At 58.3% G+C, this 23,595-nt stretch carries 17 protein-coding genes; 3 read left to right on the top strand and 14 right to left on the bottom strand.

The window, feature by feature from the left end; genetic code table 11:
- Positions 1 to 519 precede the first annotated feature (519 nt).
- The 4 genes from AEQ67_RS34895 to AEQ67_RS35950 all read right to left on the bottom strand — a co-directional run bounded on the left by AEQ67_RS34895 (position 520) and on the right by AEQ67_RS35950 (position 3,711).
- Positions 520 to 1,056, bottom strand: a complete 537-nt coding sequence (locus AEQ67_RS34895) for a YcaO-like family protein (RefSeq protein WP_152974818.1) — start codon at positions 1,054 to 1,056, stop codon at positions 520 to 522.
- Positions 1,043 to 1,843 (bottom strand): SagB/ThcOx family dehydrogenase, encoded by an 801-nt coding sequence (locus tag AEQ67_RS08575; RefSeq protein ID WP_059403452.1) that lies wholly within the window; start codon positions 1,841 to 1,843, stop codon positions 1,043 to 1,045. Before AEQ67_RS08575 ends, AEQ67_RS34895 begins: the two co-directional genes overlap by 14 nt.
- Positions 1,840 to 2,688: an McbB family protein gene (locus AEQ67_RS33395; protein WP_161807461.1), complete on the bottom strand. Its 849-nt coding sequence runs from the start codon at positions 2,686 to 2,688 to the stop codon at positions 1,840 to 1,842. Before AEQ67_RS33395 ends, AEQ67_RS08575 begins: the two co-directional genes overlap by 4 nt.
- A gap of 855 nt (positions 2,689 to 3,543) precedes the next feature.
- On the bottom strand, positions 3,544 to 3,711 hold the full coding sequence (locus AEQ67_RS35950) for a hypothetical protein (RefSeq protein WP_177333635.1): 168 nt from the start codon (positions 3,709 to 3,711) through the stop codon (positions 3,544 to 3,546).
- Between the two features lie 196 nt (positions 3,712 to 3,907).
- Here AEQ67_RS35950 and AEQ67_RS08565 point away from each other — a divergent pair, with 196 nt between their 5' ends.
- The 3 genes from AEQ67_RS08565 (at position 3,908) to glgB (ending at position 11,667) form a co-directional block, all read left to right on the top strand.
- Positions 3,908 to 5,905 (top strand): alpha-1,4-glucan--maltose-1-phosphate maltosyltransferase, encoded by a 1,998-nt coding sequence (locus tag AEQ67_RS08565; protein ID WP_059403451.1) that lies wholly within the window; start codon positions 3,908 to 3,910, stop codon positions 5,903 to 5,905.
- A 186-nt stretch (positions 5,906 to 6,091) separates the two neighbouring features.
- Complete coding sequence (treS, locus tag AEQ67_RS08560; RefSeq protein WP_059403450.1) at positions 6,092 to 9,433, top strand: maltose alpha-D-glucosyltransferase; 3,342 nt, start codon at positions 6,092 to 6,094, stop codon at positions 9,431 to 9,433.
- Between the two features lie 2 nt (positions 9,434 to 9,435).
- Positions 9,436 to 11,667: a 1,4-alpha-glucan branching protein GlgB gene (gene glgB / locus AEQ67_RS08555; protein ID WP_059403449.1), complete on the top strand. Its 2,232-nt coding sequence runs from the start codon at positions 9,436 to 9,438 to the stop codon at positions 11,665 to 11,667.
- A gap of 131 nt (positions 11,668 to 11,798) precedes the next feature.
- On the opposite strand, the gene AEQ67_RS08550 is transcribed toward glgB, so the two are convergent.
- The 10 genes from AEQ67_RS08550 to AEQ67_RS08505 all read right to left on the bottom strand — a co-directional run bounded on the left by AEQ67_RS08550 (position 11,799) and on the right by AEQ67_RS08505 (position 23,593).
- Positions 11,799 to 12,866: an autotransporter domain-containing protein gene (locus tag AEQ67_RS08550; RefSeq protein WP_059403448.1), complete on the bottom strand. Its 1,068-nt coding sequence runs from the start codon at positions 12,864 to 12,866 to the stop codon at positions 11,799 to 11,801.
- Between the two features lie 323 nt (positions 12,867 to 13,189).
- Complete coding sequence (locus tag AEQ67_RS08545) at positions 13,190 to 15,760, bottom strand: autotransporter family protein (RefSeq protein WP_059403447.1); 2,571 nt, start codon at positions 15,758 to 15,760, stop codon at positions 13,190 to 13,192.
- A gap of 198 nt (positions 15,761 to 15,958) precedes the next feature.
- Positions 15,959 to 16,759 (bottom strand): endonuclease/exonuclease/phosphatase family protein, encoded by an 801-nt coding sequence (locus AEQ67_RS08540; protein WP_059403446.1) that lies wholly within the window; start codon positions 16,757 to 16,759, stop codon positions 15,959 to 15,961.
- 255 nt (positions 16,760 to 17,014) lie between these two features.
- Positions 17,015 to 17,773 carry a PIG-L deacetylase family protein gene (locus tag AEQ67_RS08535; RefSeq protein WP_059403445.1) on the bottom strand — a complete coding sequence of 253 codons (759 nt, stop codon included), beginning with the start codon at positions 17,771 to 17,773 and terminating at the stop codon, positions 17,015 to 17,017.
- A gap of 119 nt (positions 17,774 to 17,892) precedes the next feature.
- The gene (locus AEQ67_RS08530; protein WP_059403444.1) at positions 17,893 to 18,552 is read right to left on the bottom strand and encodes a glycosyltransferase; all 660 of its coding nucleotides are present in this window, start codon (positions 18,550 to 18,552) and stop codon (positions 17,893 to 17,895) included.
- The gene (locus AEQ67_RS08525) at positions 18,549 to 19,148 is read right to left on the bottom strand and encodes an SAM-dependent methyltransferase (RefSeq protein WP_059403443.1); all 600 of its coding nucleotides are present in this window, start codon (positions 19,146 to 19,148) and stop codon (positions 18,549 to 18,551) included. The genes AEQ67_RS08530 and AEQ67_RS08525 overlap by 4 nt, the downstream gene beginning before the upstream one ends.
- The gene (locus tag AEQ67_RS08520) at positions 19,145 to 19,903 is read right to left on the bottom strand and encodes a PIG-L deacetylase family protein (protein WP_059403442.1); all 759 of its coding nucleotides are present in this window, start codon (positions 19,901 to 19,903) and stop codon (positions 19,145 to 19,147) included. Before AEQ67_RS08520 ends, AEQ67_RS08525 begins: the two co-directional genes overlap by 4 nt.
- Positions 19,900 to 20,889, bottom strand: a complete 990-nt coding sequence (locus AEQ67_RS08515; RefSeq protein WP_059403441.1) for an acyl-CoA dehydrogenase — start codon at positions 20,887 to 20,889, stop codon at positions 19,900 to 19,902. The genes AEQ67_RS08520 and AEQ67_RS08515 overlap by 4 nt, the downstream gene beginning before the upstream one ends.
- Before the next feature lies 1 nt (position 20,890).
- On the bottom strand, positions 20,891 to 23,050 hold the full coding sequence (gene glgX, locus AEQ67_RS08510) for a glycogen debranching protein GlgX (RefSeq protein WP_059403440.1): 2,160 nt from the start codon (positions 23,048 to 23,050) through the stop codon (positions 20,891 to 20,893).
- 216 nt (positions 23,051 to 23,266) lie between these two features.
- Positions 23,267 to 23,593: a DUF2934 domain-containing protein gene (locus tag AEQ67_RS08505; RefSeq protein ID WP_059403439.1), complete on the bottom strand. Its 327-nt coding sequence runs from the start codon at positions 23,591 to 23,593 to the stop codon at positions 23,267 to 23,269.
- Positions 23,594 to 23,595: the final 2 nt, after the last annotated feature.

Raw genomic sequence — 23,595 nt, 5'->3', positions numbered from 1 at the left:
ACAAATTGCCATTTATTACTGTTGTATTGATGTAGATGTATGCGTCAATTTTTTGGGTTTTTAAAGCGGATAAAAAACCAGGTAAGCTGAAGTCAATCAACTGGTTCTGTCTTGCGATGCCAGATGGTTCGACGGAAGTTATTTCTTTAAAAGTTTTATAGGAGTTGCGTTCAAAAAATGCCGTAAGTATGGATCTTTAACATCTTGGATATTTCTGTCAGTAGTCTTAAATAAGTGGATAAATCTATAGGTCTGCCATAGTTCATGCGTTGATTTTTCTAGTGCTGCGCTAGGCGTTTCTGCATAAGACATCCCCGCACAGTATTGAATGTGACGCCTTCTGTTTTTTTGACCGTAAACGGTCAGTAAACATGTGCCGGGATAGTTGGGGTCAGAAATGTCAATGACGGAAATCTCACCTGACTTGCTAAGAGCGTTGTATAACGGTTGAGCGCGACTGTTGTTCAGCAAAGTTTTAGCATTATGGTGACTTATTAGATTTAAGCATTTTTTAGTAAGTCAAAATCTCGCTAGAAACTGTCTCTCCAGATATTCTTGGGTAGAACCGAAAATGGCGTGGTTCGCGCTCCAGTGAAAGCTGCAACCACATGTGTCCCGCAATGGATATATTATATTTTCACTTTCGATTCGATGAGAGTTAAGGGAGATACATGCTGTAGGTATATAGCAGCTGGAAAAATCTGATGTGCGGTAAACTTTTGTTAGATTGAATGCATGCTCGGAAATTTGATCGGAGGTCAAATTTCTATCGTTAGTTTGTGAAAAGGCATGGAGGAATTTCGCGACTTCTTCTTTTGCAAGAGAGTGATTAATATTTCCGACCAGTTCGGACTTGATCTCCATATAAAAATGCCGTCTTTCAAAGTATTCACCCAGTGCTGCTTTTAAAGAGGAGGATCCGCTTCCTATGCCGGACCCTCCATTGAGCCACGGGTCTTCTACCTCAACAGAAGTCGGAAAAGATAGTAAGCAAGCTGGCTGGCAAATTAGAGCCCCCGGCAATGTTGGCTGATGATTAGGGTTATATAAGATCATGTTGCTCACCAATGAAGTGCACGCACATCGGAAAAAAAAGGGTAGGGTTTAGGCCAATTGCCTTGTTAAGCATCGTGTCTGTGTACGCAGACCATAATCTGCATCGCAATCCTAGCTGTTTGGCTCGCAACTCTATGAGCATATAAATAGAGCCAACTTCCATTAGCGCGAGTCTGTATCCTCGGTATCTGTACTTGAAAAGTGTTTTAGGTATGTAAATCGCGTAGACAATAGCTATGCTAGGATTGCCGATATTTCCAGGAGCCGATAAAACTGCTTGCTTTAAATCATCAATTACTTGCGTGCCCTGTACTATCTCGAACTCCCTTGAGTTAGGCAGTATGTGTAAGATTTTTTCTGGGCAAGGCCAGCTTTCGTTGTCCGTGAGCGAACAAATGAATACTTCAGTAGGGTACAATGCTCCTCCGCTTGGATAACCTCTTTTATGGGAGTTTTTTTTTGAGGAAAGAATAGGCAGTATTAGCTCTTCGATTTTAGAGAACTTGATGCTTGCATTGGAGAAACGTTCAGCTGAATCATTACGAGTGATAATTCTGTTGTTGTCCGTTTCAGGATGTATGGGAATGGTTAAATTCATGTCTGGGTAGAGACGTAACTCGTTTCCAGTTAGCTGGGCAAGTTCATGGTCGTTAATATTGTGCAATCGAGTGGAGTGCTCAAATGCATCAAGAATCGTGTAGTTTCCCTTTGTATGAAAATCTAATGTCTCTGTATGTACAATCGAGTCCATGAATTTTAGATAGTAATCGTGAGGGGCAGAATTCATTTTTGTAGCCTCAGGCAGTCGCACATATACCAATGTGAAGTCGAAATATCTCTTGAGTAAGCCTCCTTGAAATCGATATGAGTCTCCTGCAGTATGTTGTCCTGGTAGCGATGCTCATTGCCGGTGTTCGTCAGTAGTTTTATTTTTTTAATTAGAGCGCCTACAACTAACGCCTGCTGTAGAATATTTAAAGGCTTTGCAGGCACTGCGATATGTCTGCTTTTGCAAAACTGAAGAAGTTTCGACCAGGTGTTCTTGCTGCTTTGGTGATCCTCATAATTTATGAGTCTGTTTATACTGCAAAAATGACACGGATTTCCTATTTTTGGCATATAAGGTTGGCTTATGCAGTAGGAATTTCCCGCTCGGTAACAAATGCTTATCGCGCTTTCAGGCGCAATATCAACCAAGTCAAAATATAATTTCTTGATAGCATCGTAATCATAGTTCATGCAAAGAATGACGATGTAACATCTTTTTTTCGAGACGACCTTTTTAAGTGCCTCAGATATTTTGTGTATTTCTAAATGGGTAGTTAATTCGCTTTTTAATAAACGCTCAAGATCGCTGCTTTCGCCCCAGTCATGCGCCACGATGGTTTTTTCAAAATACAAACTCGATATAGCCTCCTTAATGCTAAGTGCTTTTTCTAAAAAATCATAAGCGCTTTCTGGATTTAACCCATGATCCGATAGAATTTCTTTCAGTTTTGTTTTTGAAATGATCCTGTGACTTTGTAATTTGTTCAGGGCGGCCAGAAGTGAAGGTGAGTTTATTTTGGTTATTCCTTTTTCTGAAATAATCAAGTTGTCGGTGGGGAAATTCAGGATTTCATAGTTCTGCATATGTAGTTTCATTGGTTTGCTTTCCAAGGCTTTTCTGGCTTAAACCAAAAAAGCCTAAGGTGGATGAATTTTAGTTGTTGTCGAGAGATGTCTGGTTGGTTAGTGCGTTACCTCCAGATCCGCCACCTCCACCGCTCCCACCGCTACAACCACCGCCACCTCCACATCCACCGCTACCACCGCATCCGCCTTGACCGCCGGAGCCTCCGGCTGTATTTGGGGATGAGCCAAGATCAGACTCATCGCCGAAGTTGAAAAGAATATCGCCCAGCTCTTCGTTTTTCATTTTTGCTATTACTCGCTATTAGAGGAAGTTCCACCGGTATCGGTGACACCCATATGTTTAGTTTTTTAAAAGGCTAACTGCAAGCGTTTGGATTTTTGTGCGTAGGACATATCTTTCAACTAAATAGGAAAATTCATGCAAGAGAATTGGAGGCTTATTTGTTTGCTTTAATGTTTAAAAGTAAACGTGGTGCGAATGGCCGATTGAAAACTCCTTAAAATACGGTGTTTTGGTATCCAACAACTTCGGAATATTTGATTAATACTGAACACGCGCGCTCGTAGGACGGAGTAGGAGAATTCTGTTTCTACGGGCGTTGTTTTTGAGCGGGTTAATGATTTCTTAAGAAAGAAGGCGACAGACGGTAGCCTCGGCAGGGTGGGCAAGCGCCGTAAGTAACATTCGATCGGGACGTGCGCGTGGTATTAGCGGGTTCATACGTTGCCGCCTTAGCGATTGACAGCCCGGCGCAGAGGATTGGGAATATGTGGCATTTCGAACATGATCGTTTCCCCCGCATAGCGAGGAAACGATCTTCGTGTTAACGGGAAGGATATAGCGCTGACCCTTTACTCAGGTGTAACAATCACCGGCGGCATCGTGGTTGGAGGTTCCTCGCGCGGCGGTGCGGTCGTTCCCGGCGGCTCTTGCTCAGGAACCGGCTCAGGCTCGGTCGGCGGGATGGTTGGACTGTCGATGTTCGGATCAGGCGTTTGGGCAGGAATCGGAATACTCATCGTTGAAGCCTCCAGTGGCACTTGGCGTAAGTCGTGCTTAAGTTGATTGACCACCGCGCAATGGAATTGATTCCCCCGAAGGCTCAGGCAAATCCCCGTGAACTTTTACCGCCGTCAGTCGCTCGGAACCTAAGTGAGTTAATTCAGGGAACATCAGACACAAGAGCGTCCATGGGGCGTAAAGGAGAGATGCTCGATGACTGCCGAAAAACCGACAGAGCTGAACTACAACCCTCATATGCCGCTGTCGCAGGCGTTACTGCTGCCGCGCATCGCAATCGAAAACACTATGCCGATCCTCGATGGCGGGCAGTTTGCCGTTAAAGCCGTGGTGGGCCAGGACGTGGTGGTGAGCAGCAAAGTGTTTGCCGATGGTCACGACAAACTGGCGGTGCGCATCCGCTGGCGCGCCGATGGCGACGAGACCTGGCAGAGCGAAGCCATGAGCGAGCTGGGCAATAACGGCTGGCAGGGCCAGTTTCGTGTCGCGCGCCAGGGCCGCTATGTGTTTTGCATCGAAGCCTGGATCGATCAGTTCGCCAGCTTCTGTTATGAGCTGGAGAAAAAACACGCCGCCCGAGTGCCGATCAGCCTGGAGCTTCAGGAAGGGCGCACGATGGTCCAGCAGGCCGCCGAACGCGCCGATGGACCGCTGAGCGAGCAACTGGCGCAGCTGCATCATGAATTGTCGGGCCTGCTCGAAACCGAGCAAGTCGCGCTGTTCATGCACCAGCGCAGCGCCGATTTGATGGCTGAGGCCGATCATCGCGCCTACCTGAGCCTGAGCCCGGAATACCCGCTGGACGTCGAACGGGAACTGGCGCAGTTCGCCAGTTGGTATGAATTGTTCCCGCGTTCGATCACCGACGATCCGGCCCGCCACGGCACGTTCAACGATGTGCACTCGCGGTTGCCGATGATCCAGGACATGGGCTTCGATGTGCTGTACTTCCCGCCGATCCACCCGATCGGCCGCAGCTACCGCAAAGGCCCGACCACCTCCCTGACCGCCGGCCCCGACGATCCGGGCAGCCCGTATGCCATCGGCAGCCCCGAGGGTGGGCATGAGGCGATTCACTCGGAACTGGGCACCCGTGAAGACTTCCGTCGGCTGGTCGCGGCGGCCGCTGATCATGGACTGGAAATCGCCCTCGACTTCGCCATCCAGTGTTCCCAGGATCACCCGTGGCTCGAACAGCATCCCGGCTGGTTCAACTGGCGGCCGGACGGTACGATCAAATACGCCGAGAACCCGCCGAAGAAATACCAGGACATCGTTAACGTCGACTTCTACGCCTCGGAGGCGATTCCCAGTCTGTGGGTCGAATTGCGCGACATTGTGGTGGGCTGGGTCGAGGAGGGCGTGAAGATCTTTCGCGTCGACAACCCTCACACCAAACCGCTGCCGTTCTGGCAATGGCTGATCGCCGATGTGCGGGCGTTGTACCCGGAAGTGATCTTCCTCGCCGAAGCGTTCACTACCCCGGCGATGATGGCGCGGCTGGGCAAGGTCGGTTATTCCCAGAGCTATACCTACTTCACCTGGCGCAACAACAAGTCAGAGCTGGCGACCTACTTCACTGAACTCAATGAGTCGCCGTGGCGTGAATGCTTCCGGCCGAACTTTTTCGTCAACACGCCGGACATCAACCCGGCATTTCTCCATGAGTCCGGGCGCGCCGGTTTTCTGATCCGCGCGGCGCTGGCGACCATGGGCTCCGGTCTGTGGGGCATGTATTCGGGCTTTGAGCTCTGCGAAGCGGCACCGGTGCCGGGGAAAGAGGAATACCTCAACTCCGAAAAATACGAAATCCGCCCAAGGGACTTCAACGCACCCGGCAACATCATTGCCGAAATCGCCCAGCTCAACCGCATCCGCCGCCAGAACCCGGCGTTGCACACCCATTTGGGCTTGACGGTCTACAACGCCTGGAACGACAACATTCTGTACTTCGGCAAACGCAGCGCGGATGGCAGCAATTTCATTCTGGTGGCCGTCAGCCTCGATCCGCATAACGTTCAGGAAGCGAATTTCGAGTTGCCGCTGTGGGAGATGGGTTTGCCCGACGACGCCAGCACCCAGGGCGAAGACTTGATGAGCGGCCATCGCTGGACCTGGTACGGCAAGTACCAGTTCATGCGCATCGACCCGGCGCATCAGCCGTTCGGCATTTGGCGGATCACCGCCTCTTGAATACACCGCGCATCCCTGTGACGACACATTTTTTACGGGCAAATGGCTAACCCCTGTAGGAGCTGCCGAAGGCTGCGATCTTTTGATTTTTGCCATTTCAAGGCACCAAAAGATCAACGGATCGCAGCCTTCGGCAGCTCCTACAGAGGGCGCCAGTGCCGTTATTGAATTCAACAGGAGTTTCAAATGGCGAAGAAACCCAAGGCAGCCACCTTCATCAAGGACCCGCTCTGGTACAAGGATGCGGTGATCTACCAGGTTCACGTTAAGTCTTTTTTCGACTCCAACAACGACGGGATCGGCGACTTTCCCGGTCTGATCGCCAAACTCGATTACATTGCCGATCTGGGCGTCAATACCATCTGGCTGTTGCCGTTCTATCCCTCGCCACGCCGCGACGATGGCTACGACATCGCCGAGTACCGTGGCGTGCATGCCGACTACGGCACCATGGCCGACGCCAAGCGTTTCATCTCCGAGGCCCACAAACGCGGCCTGCGGGTGATTACCGAGCTGGTCATCAACCACACCTCGGACCAGCACGCCTGGTTCCAGCGCGCACGCAAGGCCAAGAAAGGCTCGGCGGCGCGAGACTTCTACGTGTGGTCCGATGACGATCAAAAGTACGACGGCACGCGTATCATTTTTCTCGACACCGAAAAGTCCAACTGGACCTGGGACCCGGTCGCCGGCCAGTACTTCTGGCACCGTTTCTATTCCCACCAGCCCGACCTGAACTTCGATAACCCGCAGGTCATGAAAGCCGTGTTGTCGGTGATGCGCTACTGGCTGGACATGGGCATCGACGGCCTGCGACTGGACGCGATTCCGTACCTGATCGAGCGCGACGGCACCAACAACGAAAACCTGCCCGAGACCCACGGCGTCCTCAAGCAGATCCGTGCCGAAATCGACGCCAACTACCCGGACCGCATGCTGCTGGCCGAGGCCAATCAGTGGCCGGAAGACACTCAGCTGTACTTCGGTGACACCGATAAAAAAGGCCTGAACGGCGACGAATGCCACATGGCCTTTCACTTCCCGTTGATGCCGCGCATGTACATGGCGCTGGCTCAGGAAGACCGCTTCCCGATCACCGACATCCTGCGCCAGACACCGGAAATCCCGGCCAATTGCCAGTGGGCGATTTTCCTGCGTAACCACGATGAGCTGACCCTGGAAATGGTCACCGACAAGGAGCGCGATTACCTGTGGAACTACTACGCCGCCGACCGTCGGGCGCGAATCAACCTGGGGATTCGCCGCCGTCTCGCGCCGTTGATGGAGCGCGACCGTCGCCGCGTGGAATTGCTCAACAGCCTGCTGTTGTCGATGCCCGGCACGCCGACCCTGTATTACGGCGATGAAATCGGCATGGGTGACAACATCTACCTCGGCGACCGCGACGGCGTGCGTACGCCGATGCAATGGTCGATCGACCGTAACGGCGGCTTCTCCCGCGCCGACCCGGCCAGTCTGGTGCTGCCGCCGATCATGGACCCGCAATACGGTTACTTGTCGGTCAACGTCGAAACCCAGGCCGGTGACCCGCACTCGCTGTTGAACTGGACCCGGCGCATGCTTGCCGTGCGCAAGCAATCCAAGGCCTTCGGGCGCGGCACGCTGAAAATGCTCTCGCCGAGCAACCGACGGATTCTGGCCTACACCCGTGAATTCACCGGGGCGGACGGCAAGCACGAGATCATCTTGTGTGTGGCCAACGTGTCCCGCAGCGCCCAAGCAGCGGAACTGGACCTGTCGGCCTACGTCGGCATGGTGCCGGTGGAGATGCTCGGCGGTAATGCTTTCCCACCCATCGGCCAGCTGAATTTCCTGCTGACCCTGGCGCCTTACGGGTTCTATTGGTTCGCGCTGGCTGCAGAAAACCAGATGCCGAGCTGGCACGTGGAGCCGGCGCAAAGCCTGCCGGACTTCACCACGCTGGTGTTGAAAAAACGCATGGAAGAGCTGCTCGAAGCGCCATCTCGCGACACGCTGGAGCAGGGCATCTTGCCGAGCTGGTTGCAGAACCGTCGCTGGTTTGCCGGCAAGGACGCGGCCATCGAGAAGGTCAACATCGCCTACGGCGTACGCTTTGGCGATCCGCAGCACCCGGTGCTGTTGAGTGAAATCGACGTCACCAGTGGCGGCCAGACAAGCCGCTACCAACTGCCGTTTGGTTTTATTTCCGAGGACCAGGTCGGTGCGGCCTTGCCACAGCAATTGGCGCTGTCACGGGTCCGCCGCGTGCGGCAAGTCGGTTTGATCACCGATGCCTTTAGCCTTGAAACCTACATTCACGCGGTCTTGCAGGGCATGCAGGCCAACACCGTTTTGCCATCCAGCGCAGGCGAGATCCGTTTCGAACCTACCGATGAGCTGGCGAAGCTGGGCCTGACCGGCGAATCGGAGGTGCGTTACTTGTCCGCCGAACAGTCGAACAGCTCGGTGGTGATTGGCAATAGCCTGGTGCTGAAACTGATCCGTAAAATCGCCTCGGGCGTGCACCCGGAACTGGAGATGAGTGCGTACCTGACCCACGCCGGTTACCGCAATATCTCGCCACTGCTGGGCTCGGTCGTTCGTCGAGACGAGACAGGTGAGGACACGCTGTTGATGATCGCTCAGGGTTACTTGAGCAACCAGGGTGACGCTTGGGAGTGGACGCAGAACAACCTCGAACGGGCGCTGCGTGATGAACTGGCCGACGCTATGTCCGAGCAGGAACAGCACTACAACGCCCTCGGCGAGCTGAGGGACTTTGCCGGCATGCTCGGCCAACGCCTGGGCGAAATGCATCAGGTCCTCGCGGCGCCCACTGACAATCCGGATTTCGCGCCGCAAGTCACCACGCAGAAAGATGCCCTGGCTTCGGCCAAGAATGTCGCGGCGCAACTGGAACACGCGCTGAAATTGCTCAAGCAGCACCAAAGCGAATTGAACCCGGCGGATAAAGCGTTGGTCAGCCGTTTACTGGACAACAAAAAAGCCATCATCAGCCATGTTCAGGAGTTGGGTAAAAAAGCCGCCGGTGGCCTGCGGATTCGCGTCCACGGTGACTTGCACCTGGGTCAGGTGTTGGTCATCAAGGGCGATGCCTACCTGATCGACTTTGAAGGTGAGCCCGCGCGGCCGCTGCACGAACGCCGAGGCAAGCACAGTCCGTATAAAGATGTCAGTGGTGTGTTGCGTTCGTTCGACTACGCGGCAGCAATGGCGATCAATGTGCAAAACGTCGATAACACGGCCGATGCGCGTGCGGCACGGCAACGGGTGGCCGATCGCTATCTAAATGAAGCAAAACAAGCATTTGTCGACGCTTATCGGCTGGCGGCAGCTAGTCTTGCTCATGCGTGGCAAGATCCAGAAGGCGAGGACGCCGCGTTGGCGCTATTCGGTCTTGAGAAGGCGGCTTATGAGGTGGCGTATGAGGCTGAAAATCGCCCCACTTGGCTGCCGGTGCCATTGCACGGCTTGTATGGACTATTGAGTGGGCTTAAACCCTTTTCCGATCTTGGTGGAGAGTAGTTATGAGTTTCTCGAACAAGGAACAGGGTCATCATAAAGAGGCGCTGCTGCCCAAGGCGCGGGACATCGATGCGCTGGTACGTGCCGAACATCACGACCCTTTTGCAATTCTTGGCCCCCACGGCGATGGTGCCGGCGGGCAATTCATTCGGGCTTATCTGCCGGATGCGCTCAGCGTGCAGGTGGTGGCCAAGGACTCCGGGGAAGAACTCGGCAACCTTGAGGCCACCCAAACGCCGGGGCTGTTCGTCGGCCACTTCGACAGGGGCCAGGCGTATTTGCTGCGCACCCGTTGGGCCGGCGGCGAGCAGCTGTCTGAAGACCCTTACAGTTTTGGCCCGTTGCTTGGCGAGATGGACTTGTACCTGTTCGCCGAAGGCAATCACCGCGACCTCAGCGCTTGCCTCGGCGCGCAGCTGAAGACGGTCGATGGCGTCGACGGCGTGCGATTCGCGGTGTGGGCACCAAATGCCAAAAGGGTTTCGGTGGTCGGTGACTTCAACAACTGGGACGGTCGCCGACACCCGATGCGCCTGCGCCATCCGACGGGTGTCTGGGAGTTGTTCATCCCGCGGATGCAGGCGGGTGAGGCTTACAAGTACGAGATTCTGGGTGCCAACGGCATTCTGCCGCTCAAGGCTGATCCGATGGCCCTGGCGACCTCGCTGCCGCCTGATACCGCGTCCAAAGTGGCTTCGCCGCTGAAGATCGACTGGCAGGACCAGGAGTGGATGCAGTCGCGTGGCGATCGGCATCGGCCGAGTGCGCCGCTGTCGATCTACGAATTGCACGCCGGCTCCTGGCAGTGCGAGCTGGATGATCTGGGCGAAGTGGCTCGCCAGTACACCTGGCACGAACTGGGTGAACGGCTGATTCCGTATGTGAAAGACCTGGGTTTCACCCACATCGAATTGATGCCGATCATGGAACACCCGTTCGGTGGCTCCTGGGGTTATCAGCTGCTCTCGCAATTCGCCCCGAGCGCCCGTTACGGTTCGCCCGATGATTTCGCCGCTTTCGTCAATGCCTGCCACGTGGCCGACATCGGCGTGATCCTTGACTGGGTGCCGGCGCATTTTCCCACCGACACCCATGGCCTCGCGCAGTTCGACGGCACCGCGCTGTACGAATACGGCAACCCGCAGGAAGGTTTCCACCAGGACTGGGACACGCTGATCTACAACCTGGGCCGCACCGAAGTGCATGGCTACATGCTGGCTTCGGCGCTGCACTGGCTCAAGCATTTCCACGTCGACGGCCTGCGGGTCGATGCGGTGGCGTCGATGCTCTATCGCGACTATTCGCGCAAGGCGGGCGAGTGGGTGCCTAACCGTCACGGCGGTCGGGAGAACCTCGAAGCGATCGACTTCCTGCGCCACCTCAATGATGTGGTCGACCTCGAAGCGCCCGGCGCGCTGGTGATTGCCGAAGAATCCACGGCGTGGCCCGGTGTCAGCCAGGGCACGCAACAGGGCGGGCTGGGTTTCGACTACAAGTGGAACATGGGCTGGATGCACGATTCGCTGCACTACATCCAGCAGGATCCGGTGTACCGCGCCCATCATCACAACGAACTGAGTTTCGGCCTGGTGTATGCCTGGTCCGAGCGTTTCATCCTGCCGATCTCCCACGATGAAGTGGTGCATGGCAAGCATTCGCTGATCGACAAAATGCCCGGCGATCGCTGGCAGAAATTTGCCAACCTGCGGGCCTACCTGAGTTTCATGTGGGCGCATCCGGGCAAGAAGCTGCTGTTCATGGGTTGCGAGTTTGGTCAGTGGCGCGAGTGGAACCACGATCAGCAGCTGGACTGGTACTTGCTGCAGTATTCGGAACACAAAGGTGTGCAGAAACTGGGGGGCGACCTCAATCGCCTGTACCGCGAAGAGCCGGCGTTGCATGACCAGGATGACGCGCCTCAAGGGTTCCAGTGGCTGATCGGCGACGATGCGACCAACAGCGTTTACGCGTGGATGCGCTGGAGCAAGGAAGGCCGGCCGGTGTTGGTGGTGGCCAACTTTACGCCGGTGCCGCGTGAGGCTTATCGCGTGGGTGTGCCATTCGCCGGGCGTTGGTCTGAGTTGATCAACAGCGATGCGGCGATGTATGCCGGTTCCAATTATGGCAACAGCGGCGGGGCGTTTACCGAGGAAGAGCCGAGCCATGGCCAGGCGCTTTCGCTGGTGCTGAATTTGCCGCCGTTGGCGGTGCTGATCTTGCGGCCGGAGGGTTGATCCAGAACCGCGTCGCGGCCATCGCGGGCAAGCCCGCTCCCACAGGTTTTGTGTACGACATAAATCCATGTGGGAGCGGGCTTGCCCGCGATGACGTCAGCCCAGACAACACACCTCTTGCAGCCAACCGCTCACCAGCGCATCCGCACACCCAAACTGCCAATCAACCCATTCAAATCGTTGTCATCGACGTCACTGCTGTAATCGGCGCTGATGTACAGACTCACGGCGGGCGTCACCCTGGCCACCAGTCCCAAACCCAACTCAACCGTTGATGAGTTGCGGCTACTGCTGATCTTGTCGACCTGATCCAGTGTCACGGTGTTGCCGGTGTAGACCGTGTGCCACAAGTTGGTCCGCACATACGGTTCGACCCCCAGGCCGTTGAAGTCGTAACTACCTTTCAACCGTGCACCGACCCGACCGCTCCAGGACGTCAGGTCAGTAGACGACGCATTGCCGGAGCCGGCATACGGCGTGTCCAGGGTAATGCGTTGATTGACCAACTGCGCTTGCGGTTCGACTACCCAGTTTTCGCTGATACCGATGGGGAAGCCACCTTCCACCGACAGCGTCACCGCGCTGCCCTCGGTGGCTTGTCGGGCACCCTGGTCATTGCGACTGTAGCCGTTGACCCGGCCGCCACTGGCGGTTAAATCCACGTGCCAGCCTTCAGGCCCGGTCAAGCTCCAGTAGGCGCCGAGGCTCTGGCCTTCAAGGTTGAGCGTGTCGTTGCCCGGGTTAGCAAGGGCGCGACTGGTCAACAGGCCGTTGCTGTTGCCCTGGATCTGATTGATGCCGCCGATCAGTCCCACCTGTTGCGTATGGCCGCTGCTGCTTTGCAGGGTCAGGATAGCCGGGCCTTTGAATTCGGTTGCGCCAGGGATGGAAAAACCCTGGGCCAGAACATCGGTCTGTGCTTGCCGCGAAGCCTGCCCATAGAGCTGATCCCAGGCCGAAGGCGCGGCATCTTCAATTGTCAGGTGTGAGCTTCGCAAATCGGGATTGGCACTGAAGCGGCCGGGATACGTTGTGGCGAGGGTGGGCAAGGTGAGCACCGGGATGTCTTGACGATACCAGGGGGTTGTTTCTTCCTCGGCAGGCGAGGCCTGCACTTCCATGGTTGAGCACAGCAGGAGGGAACTCGAGACAGTGCAAAAAGTGACTTTGATCTCTTGTGGGGTGAGTGAAGTTCTCATGGAGGTCTACCTTGCAATCGCACGCGGTATCTCGCTCTGGCGTCTCTCCTACCCCGAATGAGGGGCGACCGAATGGATTGAGGCAAGCCGCTGGCCGCCCGTTTTTGCGGGTGTCTGGGGGTTTGCCCCTGGTGGTAATTCCGGGGGTAGTACCGTGTAGCTAAGAAGACCCCTGCCACTGCGTCAAGAAAATGGCCGATAAGTGGTAGTGGTATTTTAACGACTGCAAGTGACTGATTTACGCCACACATCTAAGTACTTGTTTGTTCGAAAAATCGTCAAAAAACCCGCGAGCTAGAGGGGTTTGGTAGCAGCCTAACGGCTTACCAGCTCACGCGCACCCCGATGTTTCCAAGCACTCCTCGCAGCTGATTGCTGTCGATATTGCTGGTGTAGTCCGCGCTTGCGTAGACGCTGACGGACGATGCAAGGCTGAGCACCACACCCGCGCCGAGATCGACCGATGAGGACTTTTGTTCGGTCTGGATTTGATCGGCACCGTCAAATGTGACCGTATCGGTGCCCGAAAACGTGTGCCACAGATTGGCGCGCAGATACGGTTCCAAGGGGCGACCGCTGACTGCATAGCGCCCCTTGAGGCGCGCACCGAGGCGCCCGGTCCAGCTGCCGTCGGAATTGAAAGACACCCGTGACACACCATCATCTTGGCTATCGAGCGAAATTTTTTGATGGATCACCTGCGCCTGGGGTTCGATCACCCAGTCAGTCGCCACGGCGAAGGGATACCCGGCCTCTGCCGACAGAGTGAGCGCATGGCCGCGGTTGTCGAGTTTGAGGCCGCGCTCGGAGTGGTTATCGCCGTCCAGCCGAGTGCCCATCACCACGGTGTCGACATACCAGCCTTGAGGGTCGGTCAGCGTCCAGTAGAGTCCAACGCTGTCACCTTCAAGTTCCACTTTGCCGGCGCGTCTGCCTTCGAAACCTTCATTGAAACCGTCGACGTCGCCCTGCAAGCGGCTGTGACCGACGAAGAAGCCCGTACGCTGGAATGGTCCGCCGGCCAGATGCGAACCGAACAAATCGTTACCCACCTGAAAGCCCTTGAGTGAGCCGTCGAGCCGTGGGGTCACCGTACCGGCCCAGGTCTGGTCGAGGTTCTTGCCATAGACCCGGCCCCAGCCTGCGCCGAAGGCACCGGTTTCGGTGAGCAGGCGTTGATCGCCCTGGCGATCGTGAAAGGTGCCCAGCGCGGTCAGCGTCAGCATCGCGGCGGCGGGTGGCAATACCGACCAGGTCGGGACTTCCGGACGATAGAGTGGGATCGGGGCGGCGCCTGGTACGGCGGCGGGGAGTTCCGGCAGCGCAGGGCTATCCGCTGGGACAAGAGCGGCGACCGGAATCGCCACCACCGCAACCGTGATCGGCGGCAAGGTGGGGTCTGGGTTGGGAATGGTCGTGACGGCGGGGGCAATGACCGCCGAACGCAAGTACCAGCTGTTTTCGGTCCCTGCGGTGACACCGCCCTTGAACAGGCGGTAATCGAAGGCGCCGGCCGACAGCGAACCGCCGGTGAGCGAAAAAGCCCCGTTCTCACTCACCGCCGCGCCTTGGGCTTGCACCAACTGAATGCCGTTTTGCTGCGTCAGTGCGCCGACGCCGCCAAGGTTACTGACGGTAATCACAGTGTTGCCAGTCAGGGTTCCATCGTTGACCACCAGTTTGTCGCTGGGAGAATTGTCGTCGCCCACGACACTTTGCAACAACAGTCGACCGCCGCTGCCGGCGTAATTGCCCTGTACCGTCAACGTGTCGTTGGTGCGGGTATTGCCACTGCTCAGGTCGATCACGCCGGCGTTGTTTAAGGTCACGCGCTGACCCGTGGTGAAGGGGCTGATGCTGCCCTGGGTCGAGGTCAATGTGCTGCTGGCATCGATAGTGAATACGCCGGTGCCGGTGGCGCTGTCACCGAGGACGAAGTTAGCGCTGAGGTCGAACTGCGAGCCGTTGTTCAGATTGACCGTTTCCCAGTTGAGGTAACGGGCAGCGCCGGCTGACGTGCTGTGATCGAAGGTCAGCAGGTCGTTGCCACTGCCACCGTTGAGGCTTGGAGTCAGGGCGAGTGTGCTTTCACCGAGATTGCGCAAAGTGGCACTGTCGTTACCGTCCTCCATCAGAATCGCCGAGCGGATGATGCCGCCGCTGTCCCACACCAACGTGTCGTTGCCGGTGCTGGTGCGGATCTGCCCGACGATCTCGCCACCGGTCACGGTGATGCTGTCGTTGCCCCCGCTGACACTGATGTTGCCGCCAATCCGCCCGCCGGAGACGATGATCGTGTCAGTGCCGAAGCCGGTGACCAGGTTGCCAGTGATCTGCCCGCCAGAGAGATCGAACAGGTTGTTATCGAGTTTCATGTCGACCCGGCCGATGGTGCCACCGGTCATTCTGGCGGTATCGCCGTCCTCGAAAGCACCGACGATTGTGCCGCCGGTCATCACGAAGAAGTCGCGGCTGTCGCCTTGGGCCAGGGACTGGATAGTTCCGCCAATCATGGTGAAGTTATCGACGCCATTGCCCTGGCTGACGGCCCCGGTGACCTGGCCGGCGCTGATGCTGAACGTGTCGGCGCCGTCACCCTGAGTGAGTGTGCCAGCGAGGGTGCCGGAGTTCATGTTGACTGCGTCGGCCCCGGCACCGAAGGTCACGTTTCCGTTGATGCTGCCTGTGCCATTGGCGGGGAAGGTCAGGGTGTTGTTGCCCGACAGATCCGTCAGCGGCCCGTTGCTGCCACTGTCACAGACGAAACGGTCGTTACCGGCGCTGGGGATGAGGGTGCAGGCCGCCTGGGTGGCTTGCGGCCAACCGATGCATAAGCAGATTGAAACGGCGCAGGCGCTGTAGCGGTACTTGGGCAGGGCTGTCGGAACGGTCATGCGCGTCTCCCGCGTATGGATCGACGCCCGAGCCGTCACTCGTCATGAGTGGCAAGGCAGCGGACTCTCTCGGCAGCGCGAGTTGCGCGACAGCATCGGGAAGGCCATCACCCGTAACGGAACACGGCTGGAGTCGTGTCCCTACCGTAGCAATAGTTTTTGGCTGTATCTACTGTCAGAAATAACAGGTGCAGGCGTTCAGAGGTGCACTTCCACCGCTAACGGCAAATGATCCGACAGGTGCGTCCAGGGCTTGCTCCCCAGTATTCGTGGTTCATGGCTGCTGGCATTACGCAGATAAATCCGGTCCAGGCGCAGCAGCGGAAACCGCGCCGGATAAGTCTTTGCCGGGCGGCCATGGTGGCGTTCGAAGGCTTCGTGCAGGTAGTCGCGACGGGCGAGGGCGGCGTTGCCTTGCAGCTGCCAGTCGTTGAAGTCGCCGGCAATGATCACCGGTGCATTGTCGGGCAGGGATTCAAGCAATTGGCAGAGCAGCTGCAACTGCAACTGGCGATGGCTTTCCAGCAGGCTCAGGTGAACGCAGATCGCGTGGACTTCGGCATGCCCCGGCACGTCCAGCACGCAATGCAACAACCCGCGGCGTTCGGGGCCGGTGATCGAGACGTCGAGGTTGCGGTACTCGCGGATCGGGTATTTCGACAGCAGCGCATTGCCGTGGTGACCGTCCGGGTAGACCGCGTTGCGGCCGTAGGCGAAGTCGCTCCACATACTGTCGGCGAGGAACTCGTATTGCGAGGTTTGCGGCCAGTCGTTGTACCGGGACGAGTGGCGCTCGTGTACGCCGACCACTTCTTGCAGAAACACCAGATCCGCCGACGTGCTGCGTACCGCCTCACGCAGTTCCGGCAGGATAAAGCGTCGGTTGAGTGCGGTAAAACCCTTGTGGGTGTTGACCGTCAGCACTCTCAGTCGATGAATCGCCGGAGGCGTATTCAAGGGGACCGCTTCGACGGCCTGCGGTTTGGAATCGCTGGTCACGTTCACTCCTCTGAATCAGGGATGCCTATGTATGCGACTGATGTGGGGGCGGGCAGTTCAGAGCGATTCGTCGCTACAGTGAAATGTAGCAGCACGCATCCCTTGTAGCAGCTGTCGAGCTTGCGAGGCTGCGTTCGGCTGCGAAGCAGTCGTAAAACCTGAGTGCACGGTCTTACTGAACCACCGCATCGCCTGATTTCACGACTGCTTCGCAGCCGAACGCAGCCTCGCAGGCTCGACAGCTGCTACAAGTCTTCAGATGAAGACGATTTCATAGGGCAACCGCATACGCTCCAGCAACACCGGCGGCAGCAGCGGGGCGAGGCCGATGGCCGGTTCGCCGTCGAGCTGGGTGGCGTAGGCGTGGGTGGCATGGCTTTTACGCGCGACGGTCCAGGTGTCGAGGCGCACTTTGCGCGCACGATTCCAAGGGATCAGCCCCCGGTCGCGTGTCGGCCAGTGCCAGGCCCAGACCGGTACTTCGTTGAACGCCGCGCCCACCAGGGCGGCGGCCCTGGCACTGGCTCGCCCGACGGCGTCGTGGTCGATGTTGCCGTCCTCGCACCAGGTGCTGAACACCACATCGCCGGGGCGCAAATAGCGCACGATGAATTGCGTCAATTGCACTTCGCGTTCGGCCAGGGCGTTATCGGTGAAGCCGCCACGAATCCACTTCAGGCTGTGCATCGGCAACCCGAGCCGGCGCAGGGCTTCGACGCTTTCCTGGGGGCGAAACACACTCAGGCGTTTCTCCGACCACTGTTGCGACCCAGGATGGCTGGCACTGCCGTCAGTAATCGAGATCAATTGCAGGGGATTGCCCAGGGTGCTGAGCAACTGCAGCAGGCCGCCACAGGTCACGACTTCATCGCCCGGATGCGGGGCAATCACCACGGCACGTGCGCCGCTCGGGACCAGGGTCTGGGTACTGATGACAGGGATGTTGTCGAGTTGAGGGGCGCTGTTCCAGATCTGTGCTGGCAGGCTGCTTTCGCTGATGCTGACCGGTGTCATGGCTACGTCCTTGTACTCGTTGATAGCGTGCGCAGCACTCCGAACCCTGGATTGCCGCGAGCAGAGTATTGCTCATGTCACGCTATTCGTCGCGTCGATGTTCCATCTGGTCCGTTTTTTTATCCGGTCTGCACCATATCGCGCAAAAAATCACCAAAACCACCGCGTGCCCGGCTGTCTAGTCGGGCACTGGTGAGCACCTGCGGGCGTTGACTCCAGGCAATATTTGCCCCGCAGCGTTCAAGTTGCCGCACCAGTTGCACGTCTTCATCACAGGCCAGGGGTTCGAAACCGCCGGCACGCCGGTAAGCCTCGGCACTGATGCCCAGGTTGGCGCCGTGGATATGCCGGTGGCCATCGCGAGCCTGATAATGCTGGTGATAGCGAATTTGCGCCGACTCATCGAACGCTGCGTTCCACTGATCGACCGTCACCGTGCCGCATACCGCGTCGGCACCGAGTGACAGTTGCGCCACCAGCCAGTCCTTGGCAACCAGGCTGTCGGCGTCGGAGCAGGAAATCCAGCGCACCCCGCGATCCAGCAGAAAGCGTGCACCCGCGGCGCGTGCCTGGCCGACGTTACGCGCCTCGATCGTGAGGCTGAGGACCGGATAGCTGTCAACGATCTCTGAGGATCGGTCGGTGCAACTGTCGAGCACCACCAGCACCAGCACCGTTTCACCCTCCAGTCGTTCATGACACGCGGCGCGCAAGGCCGCGCGAATGCACGCTTCGAGCAAGTCTTCTTCGTTATGCGCCGGGATCAAAATGCCAATCATCGCAAACCCTCCAGAGCGGCCACGGAGCGCGGTTCGCGGCTCCAGAGTTCCAACAGGAAATCGGCTTCCTGATGCAAGACCAGGCGCGGCAAGGGTAAATGCTCATGGAGCAGGTCATGGACCTGTCGGGCGTTCAGCGGGCAGCCATCGATGGCAGGGCGCCAGTGGCAGGCCAGGAGTTGGCCGTCGGCGGTCAGCGACTGTGCGGCGTGTTCGATCAGTTGCTTGAGGTCTTCAACATCGAGGTAATAGCCGACTTCGCTGAGCACGATCAGGTCGAACTGCTCGTGCGGCCAGTCCCCCGGCAGGCGGCTTTGGCGGACTTCGGCGTGGTCGAACAGGCTCAAGCGCGTACGCGCCAGCGCCACGGCGGCGGCTGCAGTGTCGCAACACAACAGGCGATCGCAGCGAGTGGCCAGCTCAGCGCTGAGCTCACCGTTGGCGCAACCCGGCTCGAAAATCGCGCGATAGTGCGGCCGGGGCAGCGCGGCCAGGGTGATGGCGCGTTTGCGTTGTTCGTACCAGCGTTGACGGAACGCCCAGGGGTCGTCGTTGCCGGCGAACAAACCATCGAAATAGCGATCCTCGACGCTCATAGAAACACCACTTCAAAGGGTTGCAGCAAACGCTCCAGCACATAGGGCGCCAACACCGGCGGCAAGCCGACGTGCGGGTCGCCCTCCAACTGACTGGCAAAGGCCTGGAGTGCATGACGCTTGCGCGCTACGAGAGCCGGGGCGAGGAGGATTTTGCGTGCACGATGCCAAGGCACCCGGCTGTCTTCCGGCGTCGCCCAGTGCCAGGTCCACACAGGCAATTCATGCAGGGTGGCGCCGACGCGTTTTGCTGCCTCGGCACTGGCACGCCCCACGGCTTCGTGATCGCAATGACCGTCTTCGCGCCACGTGGTGAAGAGCACATCGCTGGGACGCAGATGACGTTCGATGAACGCGCTCAATTCGCTTTCCCGCGCCGCCACCTGACTGTCGGCAAAACCGCCGCGCCGCCATTGCAGGCTATGCAGCGGCAGGCCGAGACGGCGCAGGGCTTCGGCCGATTCCTGCGGGCGCACCGTGCTCAGGCGTTCCACCGGCCAACGCTTGGAGCCGGGATGGCTGGCGCTGCCGTCGGTGACCGAGATCAGTTGCAGCGCTCGGCCCGCCTCGGCGAGCACTTGCAGGAAGCCGCCGCAGCCCAGCACTTCATCGTCCGGGTGTGGCGCGATGATGACGGCGCGGGCGCCTGCGGGCACTAATGTAAGGATGTCGATCACCGGCAAATGCGCCAGATGGCTGGAGGTTTGCCACCGATGCAGCGGCGTGCCCTGACCGACAATCGGATTGGTTTTCATAACGTCCATGTCCCGCTGATGATCTTTTGGCCGAGGGCCGCAAGGTCCCGTTCGGCGTGACTTTGGCGCAGGAACACCGGCAAGTCGGCGATCAGCCGGGCGAACTGCCGATCCCTACAGTAGGGAACAGCACCCAGTGCATGGCCGACATGCTGGATGACCTGTTCGGCAGCGTGTTCGACCACCGCCCTGGCGCGTCGGGCGAGCAATTCGGCATCCTCCACAGGCGCGGCGTCGATGGTCAACGCGCTGGCCCGCAACACCTCGGCAGCGGCATGCAGCGCGCAGTCGACGGCACCAAGGTGGGCGAGGGCGTGGGGTTCTTCACGTTGTGCACAATGACGGCGCAGGCGCTCGGCGATGCTCTGCGCGGCGCCGTACCAGCAGGCGGCAATGCCGATCCCGCCTTGCCAGAAACCTGGGCGTTGCAGGTAATCACCGGGGTTGCCGATGGCTTGCGCGTCGGCGCCTTCGAACAGCACCTCGACGCTACCGGTAGCGCCCATGCCCACGGCTTGCCAGCCCTGATCGGTGACCCTCACGCCGGGTTGATCCAGTGCCACGGCGACCAGTTGCTGCCGGTCCTGTTCATCCCATGCCGTGAGCAAGGCGTGACTCAATACCGCCGCCCCCGAACACCAGGCCTTGCGCCCGTTCAGCGCAACCCGCTGACCTTGCGCACTGACGTGCACCCGCGCCTGTGGCGGTTCGGCGGCCCACATGCCCCACGTGCTGGCGGGCGTCGGCGAACCACCGAGTTGCTGGATAATCGCCAGCGCATCGGTGTGACCCTCGTACAACTTGCACAACCCCAGGTCATGTCCACCGACCTCGGCCAGACGCTGAAACCGCTCCAGCGTCCGTCCACTGCCAGGCAGTGGAAGCTGATCGAGACCCGCCTCCACCATCGCCCGCAAGCAGCGGCCTAACGCCTGAGTGTCGGCGTCATCCGCTGGCTGATGCTGGAGAAAGCCCTGGAGGTCCATTTCACTCTTCTTCCTCATGCTGCAATTCGAACAGCAGCAGCGAACGGCCGGTGACCGAATATTCGTGACCGAACTCGAAGCGTTCCTGACCGCGAATCGACGGTTGATTGGTGTCGATCATGCAGGTCCAGAACCCGCCATCCGGGACTTCCGGCAGCAGGAAATTGACGATGTCGTGATGAGCATTGACCACCAACAGCAAAGTGGCGTCAGCCCCTTTACGGCGAATCCCGGTTTCCTGTGCGCGGCCATCGAGCAACATGCCCAGGCAGCGGCCATGGGCTTCTTGCCATTGCTCGATGGACATTTCACTGCCATCCGGCGCAAGCCAGGTGACGTCTTTGACGCCGATGTCCTCGTTGTAATTGCCCACCAGGAAACGTCCGCGACGCAGGATCGGGTAGGCCAGGCGCAGCTTGATCAGGCGTTTGACGAATTTCAGCAGGGCCTTGCCGTCGTCGCTCAGGTCCCAATTGACCCAACCGATGTCGCTGTCCTGGCAATAGGCGTTGTTGTTGCCCTCCTGGGTGCGCGCGAATTCGTCGCCGGCCACCAACATCGGCGTGCCTTGGGACAGCAGCAGCGTGGCGAAGAAGTTACGCATCTGCCGCTGGCGCAGCTCGTTGATCTCGGGATCATCCGTCGGGCCTTCGACGCCGTGGTTCCACGACAGGTTGTTGTTGCTACCGTCCTGATTGTTTTCGTCGTTGGCTTCGTTGTGTTTGTCGTTGTACGACACCAGATCATTGAGGGTGAAGCCGTCGTGGGCGGTGATGAAGTTCACCGAGGCGTACGGACGCCGACCACGCTGATTGAACATCTCGCCGGAGGCGGTCATGCGGCTGGCAAAGTCCGCCAGTTGGCCGTCGTCACCTTTCCAGAACGCCCGCACGGTGTCGCGGAATTTATCGTTCCACTCGACCCAGCCGGGAGGGAAGTTGCCCACTTGATAACCACCGGGACCGCAATCCCAAGGCTCGGCAATCATCTTCACCTGGCGCAGCACCGGGTCCTGGCGGCAGGCCACGAGGAAGCTGTGACGTTCGTCGAAGCCGTCGTGATAGCGCCCGAGAATGGTTGCCAGGTCGAAGCGGAAACCGTCCACGTGCATTTCCGTGGCCCAGTAACGCAACGAATCGGTGACCATCTGCAGCACGCACGGGTGACTCAGGTCCAGGGTATTGCCGGTGCCGGAATCGTTGATGTAGAAGCGTTTGTCGTCAGGCATCAAGCGGTAGTACGAGGCGTTGTCGATACCGCGCATCGACAGCGTCGGGCCTTGTTCGTTGCCCTCGGCGGTGTGGTTGTAGACCACGTCGAGGATCACTTCCAGATTGGCTTCGTGCAGGTGCGCGACCATCTCCTTGAACTCGGCGATCTTGCCGCTGGCCAGGTAGCGCGGGTCCGGGGCGAAAAACGCGATGCTGTTGTAGCCCCAGTAATTGGTCATGCCTTTGTGCAATAGATGCTGGTCGTTGACGAAGGCGTGGATCGGCAGCAATTCCACGGTCGACACGCCGAGCTTGCGGATGTGTTCCAGCACGTCATCGACCATCAACCCGGCGAAGGTGCCACGCACGTTCTCGGGGACGGAAGGGTGACGCATGCTGATGCCGCGTACGTGGGTTTCATAAATGATGGTCTTGTCCCACGGCACGCTGACCCGATGGTCGTGACCCCAGGTGTGCGCCGGGTCGATGACTTTGCATTTGGGCACGAACGGCGCGCTGTCCCGTTCATCGAAACTGAGGTCGGCGTCGGGGTGGCCGATGGTGTAGCCGAACAGCGCTTCGGACCACTTCAACTTACCGACCAGTTGTTTGGCGTAGGGATCGATCAGCAGTTTGTTGTGGTTGAAGCGATGACCATTGGCCGGGTCATACGGGCCGTAGACGCGGTAACCATAAATCAGCCCCGGATGAGCGTCGGGCAAGTAGCCGTGGTAAATCTCGTCGGTGTATTCCGGCAGCTCAATGCGTTCCAGTTCAACCTCGCCGGCATCATCGAAGATGCACAACTCGACCTTGGTGGCGTTGGCGGAAAACAAGGCGAAGTTGACCCCCAGGCCATCCCAGGTCGCGCCTAGCGGGAAGGGTAGGCCTTCACGGATTCGCGAGGCCTCGGCTTGAGGTTCTGGCGCGGCATTCTTTGGACTGGTCATAGGTGCTCCTGCAAAAAGGGGTACGGGTGTCGCGTCGTTCTTTTGTACGGGTGTCGCGTCGTTCTTTTTGTAGGAGCCAGGCTTGCCGGCGAAGGCGATTTGGCGGGCGCTTTCGCCGGCAAGCCTGGCTCCTACAGATTCAGTAATTCAGGGCGAGCGAGTCCTCGGTGGCGAGCGGGCTCGCCACGAAGTGAATCAGGGCAAACAAGTGCGGCGTCAGACAGCGGGCGGTTTACGCGCTGCGCGAGGCTTCTTCTCGGCGGCTTTTTCGCCCGGCGGAATCACTTTTGAAGCCGCGGCTGGTTTCGCCTTGGCTTTGGTTTTCGGCTCGCCAGCCTTGCCGTTCGCGGTTTTGCTGACCGGGGCCTTGGGCGCGGCAGGTTTGCTGCCAGGCGCTTTCGGCGACTTGCTCGGCGCCAGGGCTTCAGCTTCTGCCAGCTTGCGCGCCATCTCCCAATGACGAGCTTCCTGACCCTCGGGTTTTCCTTCCGACTCCCAGATCTGATAGGCAAATTCTCGGACGCGTTTATCGTCGGTACTCATCG

Origin of the sequence: Pseudomonas sp. RIT-PI-q, from assembly GCF_001297125.1 — a bacterium.
Taxonomy (GTDB): Bacteria; Pseudomonadota; Gammaproteobacteria; order Pseudomonadales; family Pseudomonadaceae; genus Aquipseudomonas.
The sequence above is the reverse complement of the archived record's forward strand: the minus strand, read 5'-3'. Positions and strand labels throughout refer to the sequence as shown.

Bases quoted from the DNA above. Each gene is read 5' to 3' on its own strand.
- AEQ67_RS34895 (WP_152974818.1), bottom strand. From the start codon at position 1,056: ATGATCTTATATAACCCTAATCATCAGCCAACATTGCCGGGGGCTCTA.
- AEQ67_RS08575 (WP_059403452.1), bottom strand. From the start codon at position 1,843: ATGAATTCTGCCCCTCACGATTACTATCTAAAATTCATGGACTCGATT.
- AEQ67_RS33395 (WP_161807461.1), bottom strand. From the start codon at position 2,688: ATGCAGAACTATGAAATCCTGAATTTCCCCACCGACAACTTGATTATT.
- AEQ67_RS35950 (WP_177333635.1), bottom strand. From the start codon at position 3,711: ATGAGTATTCCGATTCCTGCCCAAACGCCTGATCCGAACATCGACAGT.
- AEQ67_RS08565 (WP_059403451.1), top strand. From the start codon at position 3,908: ATGACTGCCGAAAAACCGACAGAGCTGAACTACAACCCTCATATGCCG.
- treS (WP_059403450.1), top strand. From the start codon at position 6,092: ATGGCGAAGAAACCCAAGGCAGCCACCTTCATCAAGGACCCGCTCTGG.
- glgB (WP_059403449.1), top strand. From the start codon at position 9,436: ATGAGTTTCTCGAACAAGGAACAGGGTCATCATAAAGAGGCGCTGCTG.
- AEQ67_RS08550 (WP_059403448.1), bottom strand. From the start codon at position 12,866: ATGAGAACTTCACTCACCCCACAAGAGATCAAAGTCACTTTTTGCACT.
- AEQ67_RS08545 (WP_059403447.1), bottom strand. From the start codon at position 15,760: ATGACCGTTCCGACAGCCCTGCCCAAGTACCGCTACAGCGCCTGCGCC.
- AEQ67_RS08535 (WP_059403445.1), bottom strand. From the start codon at position 17,773: ATGACACCGGTCAGCATCAGCGAAAGCAGCCTGCCAGCACAGATCTGG.
- AEQ67_RS08530 (WP_059403444.1), bottom strand. From the start codon at position 18,552: ATGATTGGCATTTTGATCCCGGCGCATAACGAAGAAGACTTGCTCGAA.
- AEQ67_RS08525 (WP_059403443.1), bottom strand. From the start codon at position 19,148: ATGAGCGTCGAGGATCGCTATTTCGATGGTTTGTTCGCCGGCAACGAC.
- AEQ67_RS08520 (WP_059403442.1), bottom strand. From the start codon at position 19,903: ATGAAAACCAATCCGATTGTCGGTCAGGGCACGCCGCTGCATCGGTGG.
- AEQ67_RS08515 (WP_059403441.1), bottom strand. From the start codon at position 20,889: ATGGACCTCCAGGGCTTTCTCCAGCATCAGCCAGCGGATGACGCCGAC.
- glgX (WP_059403440.1), bottom strand. From the start codon at position 23,050: ATGACCAGTCCAAAGAATGCCGCGCCAGAACCTCAAGCCGAGGCCTCG.
- AEQ67_RS08505 (WP_059403439.1), bottom strand. From the start codon at position 23,593: ATGAGTACCGACGATAAACGCGTCCGAGAATTTGCCTATCAGATCTGG.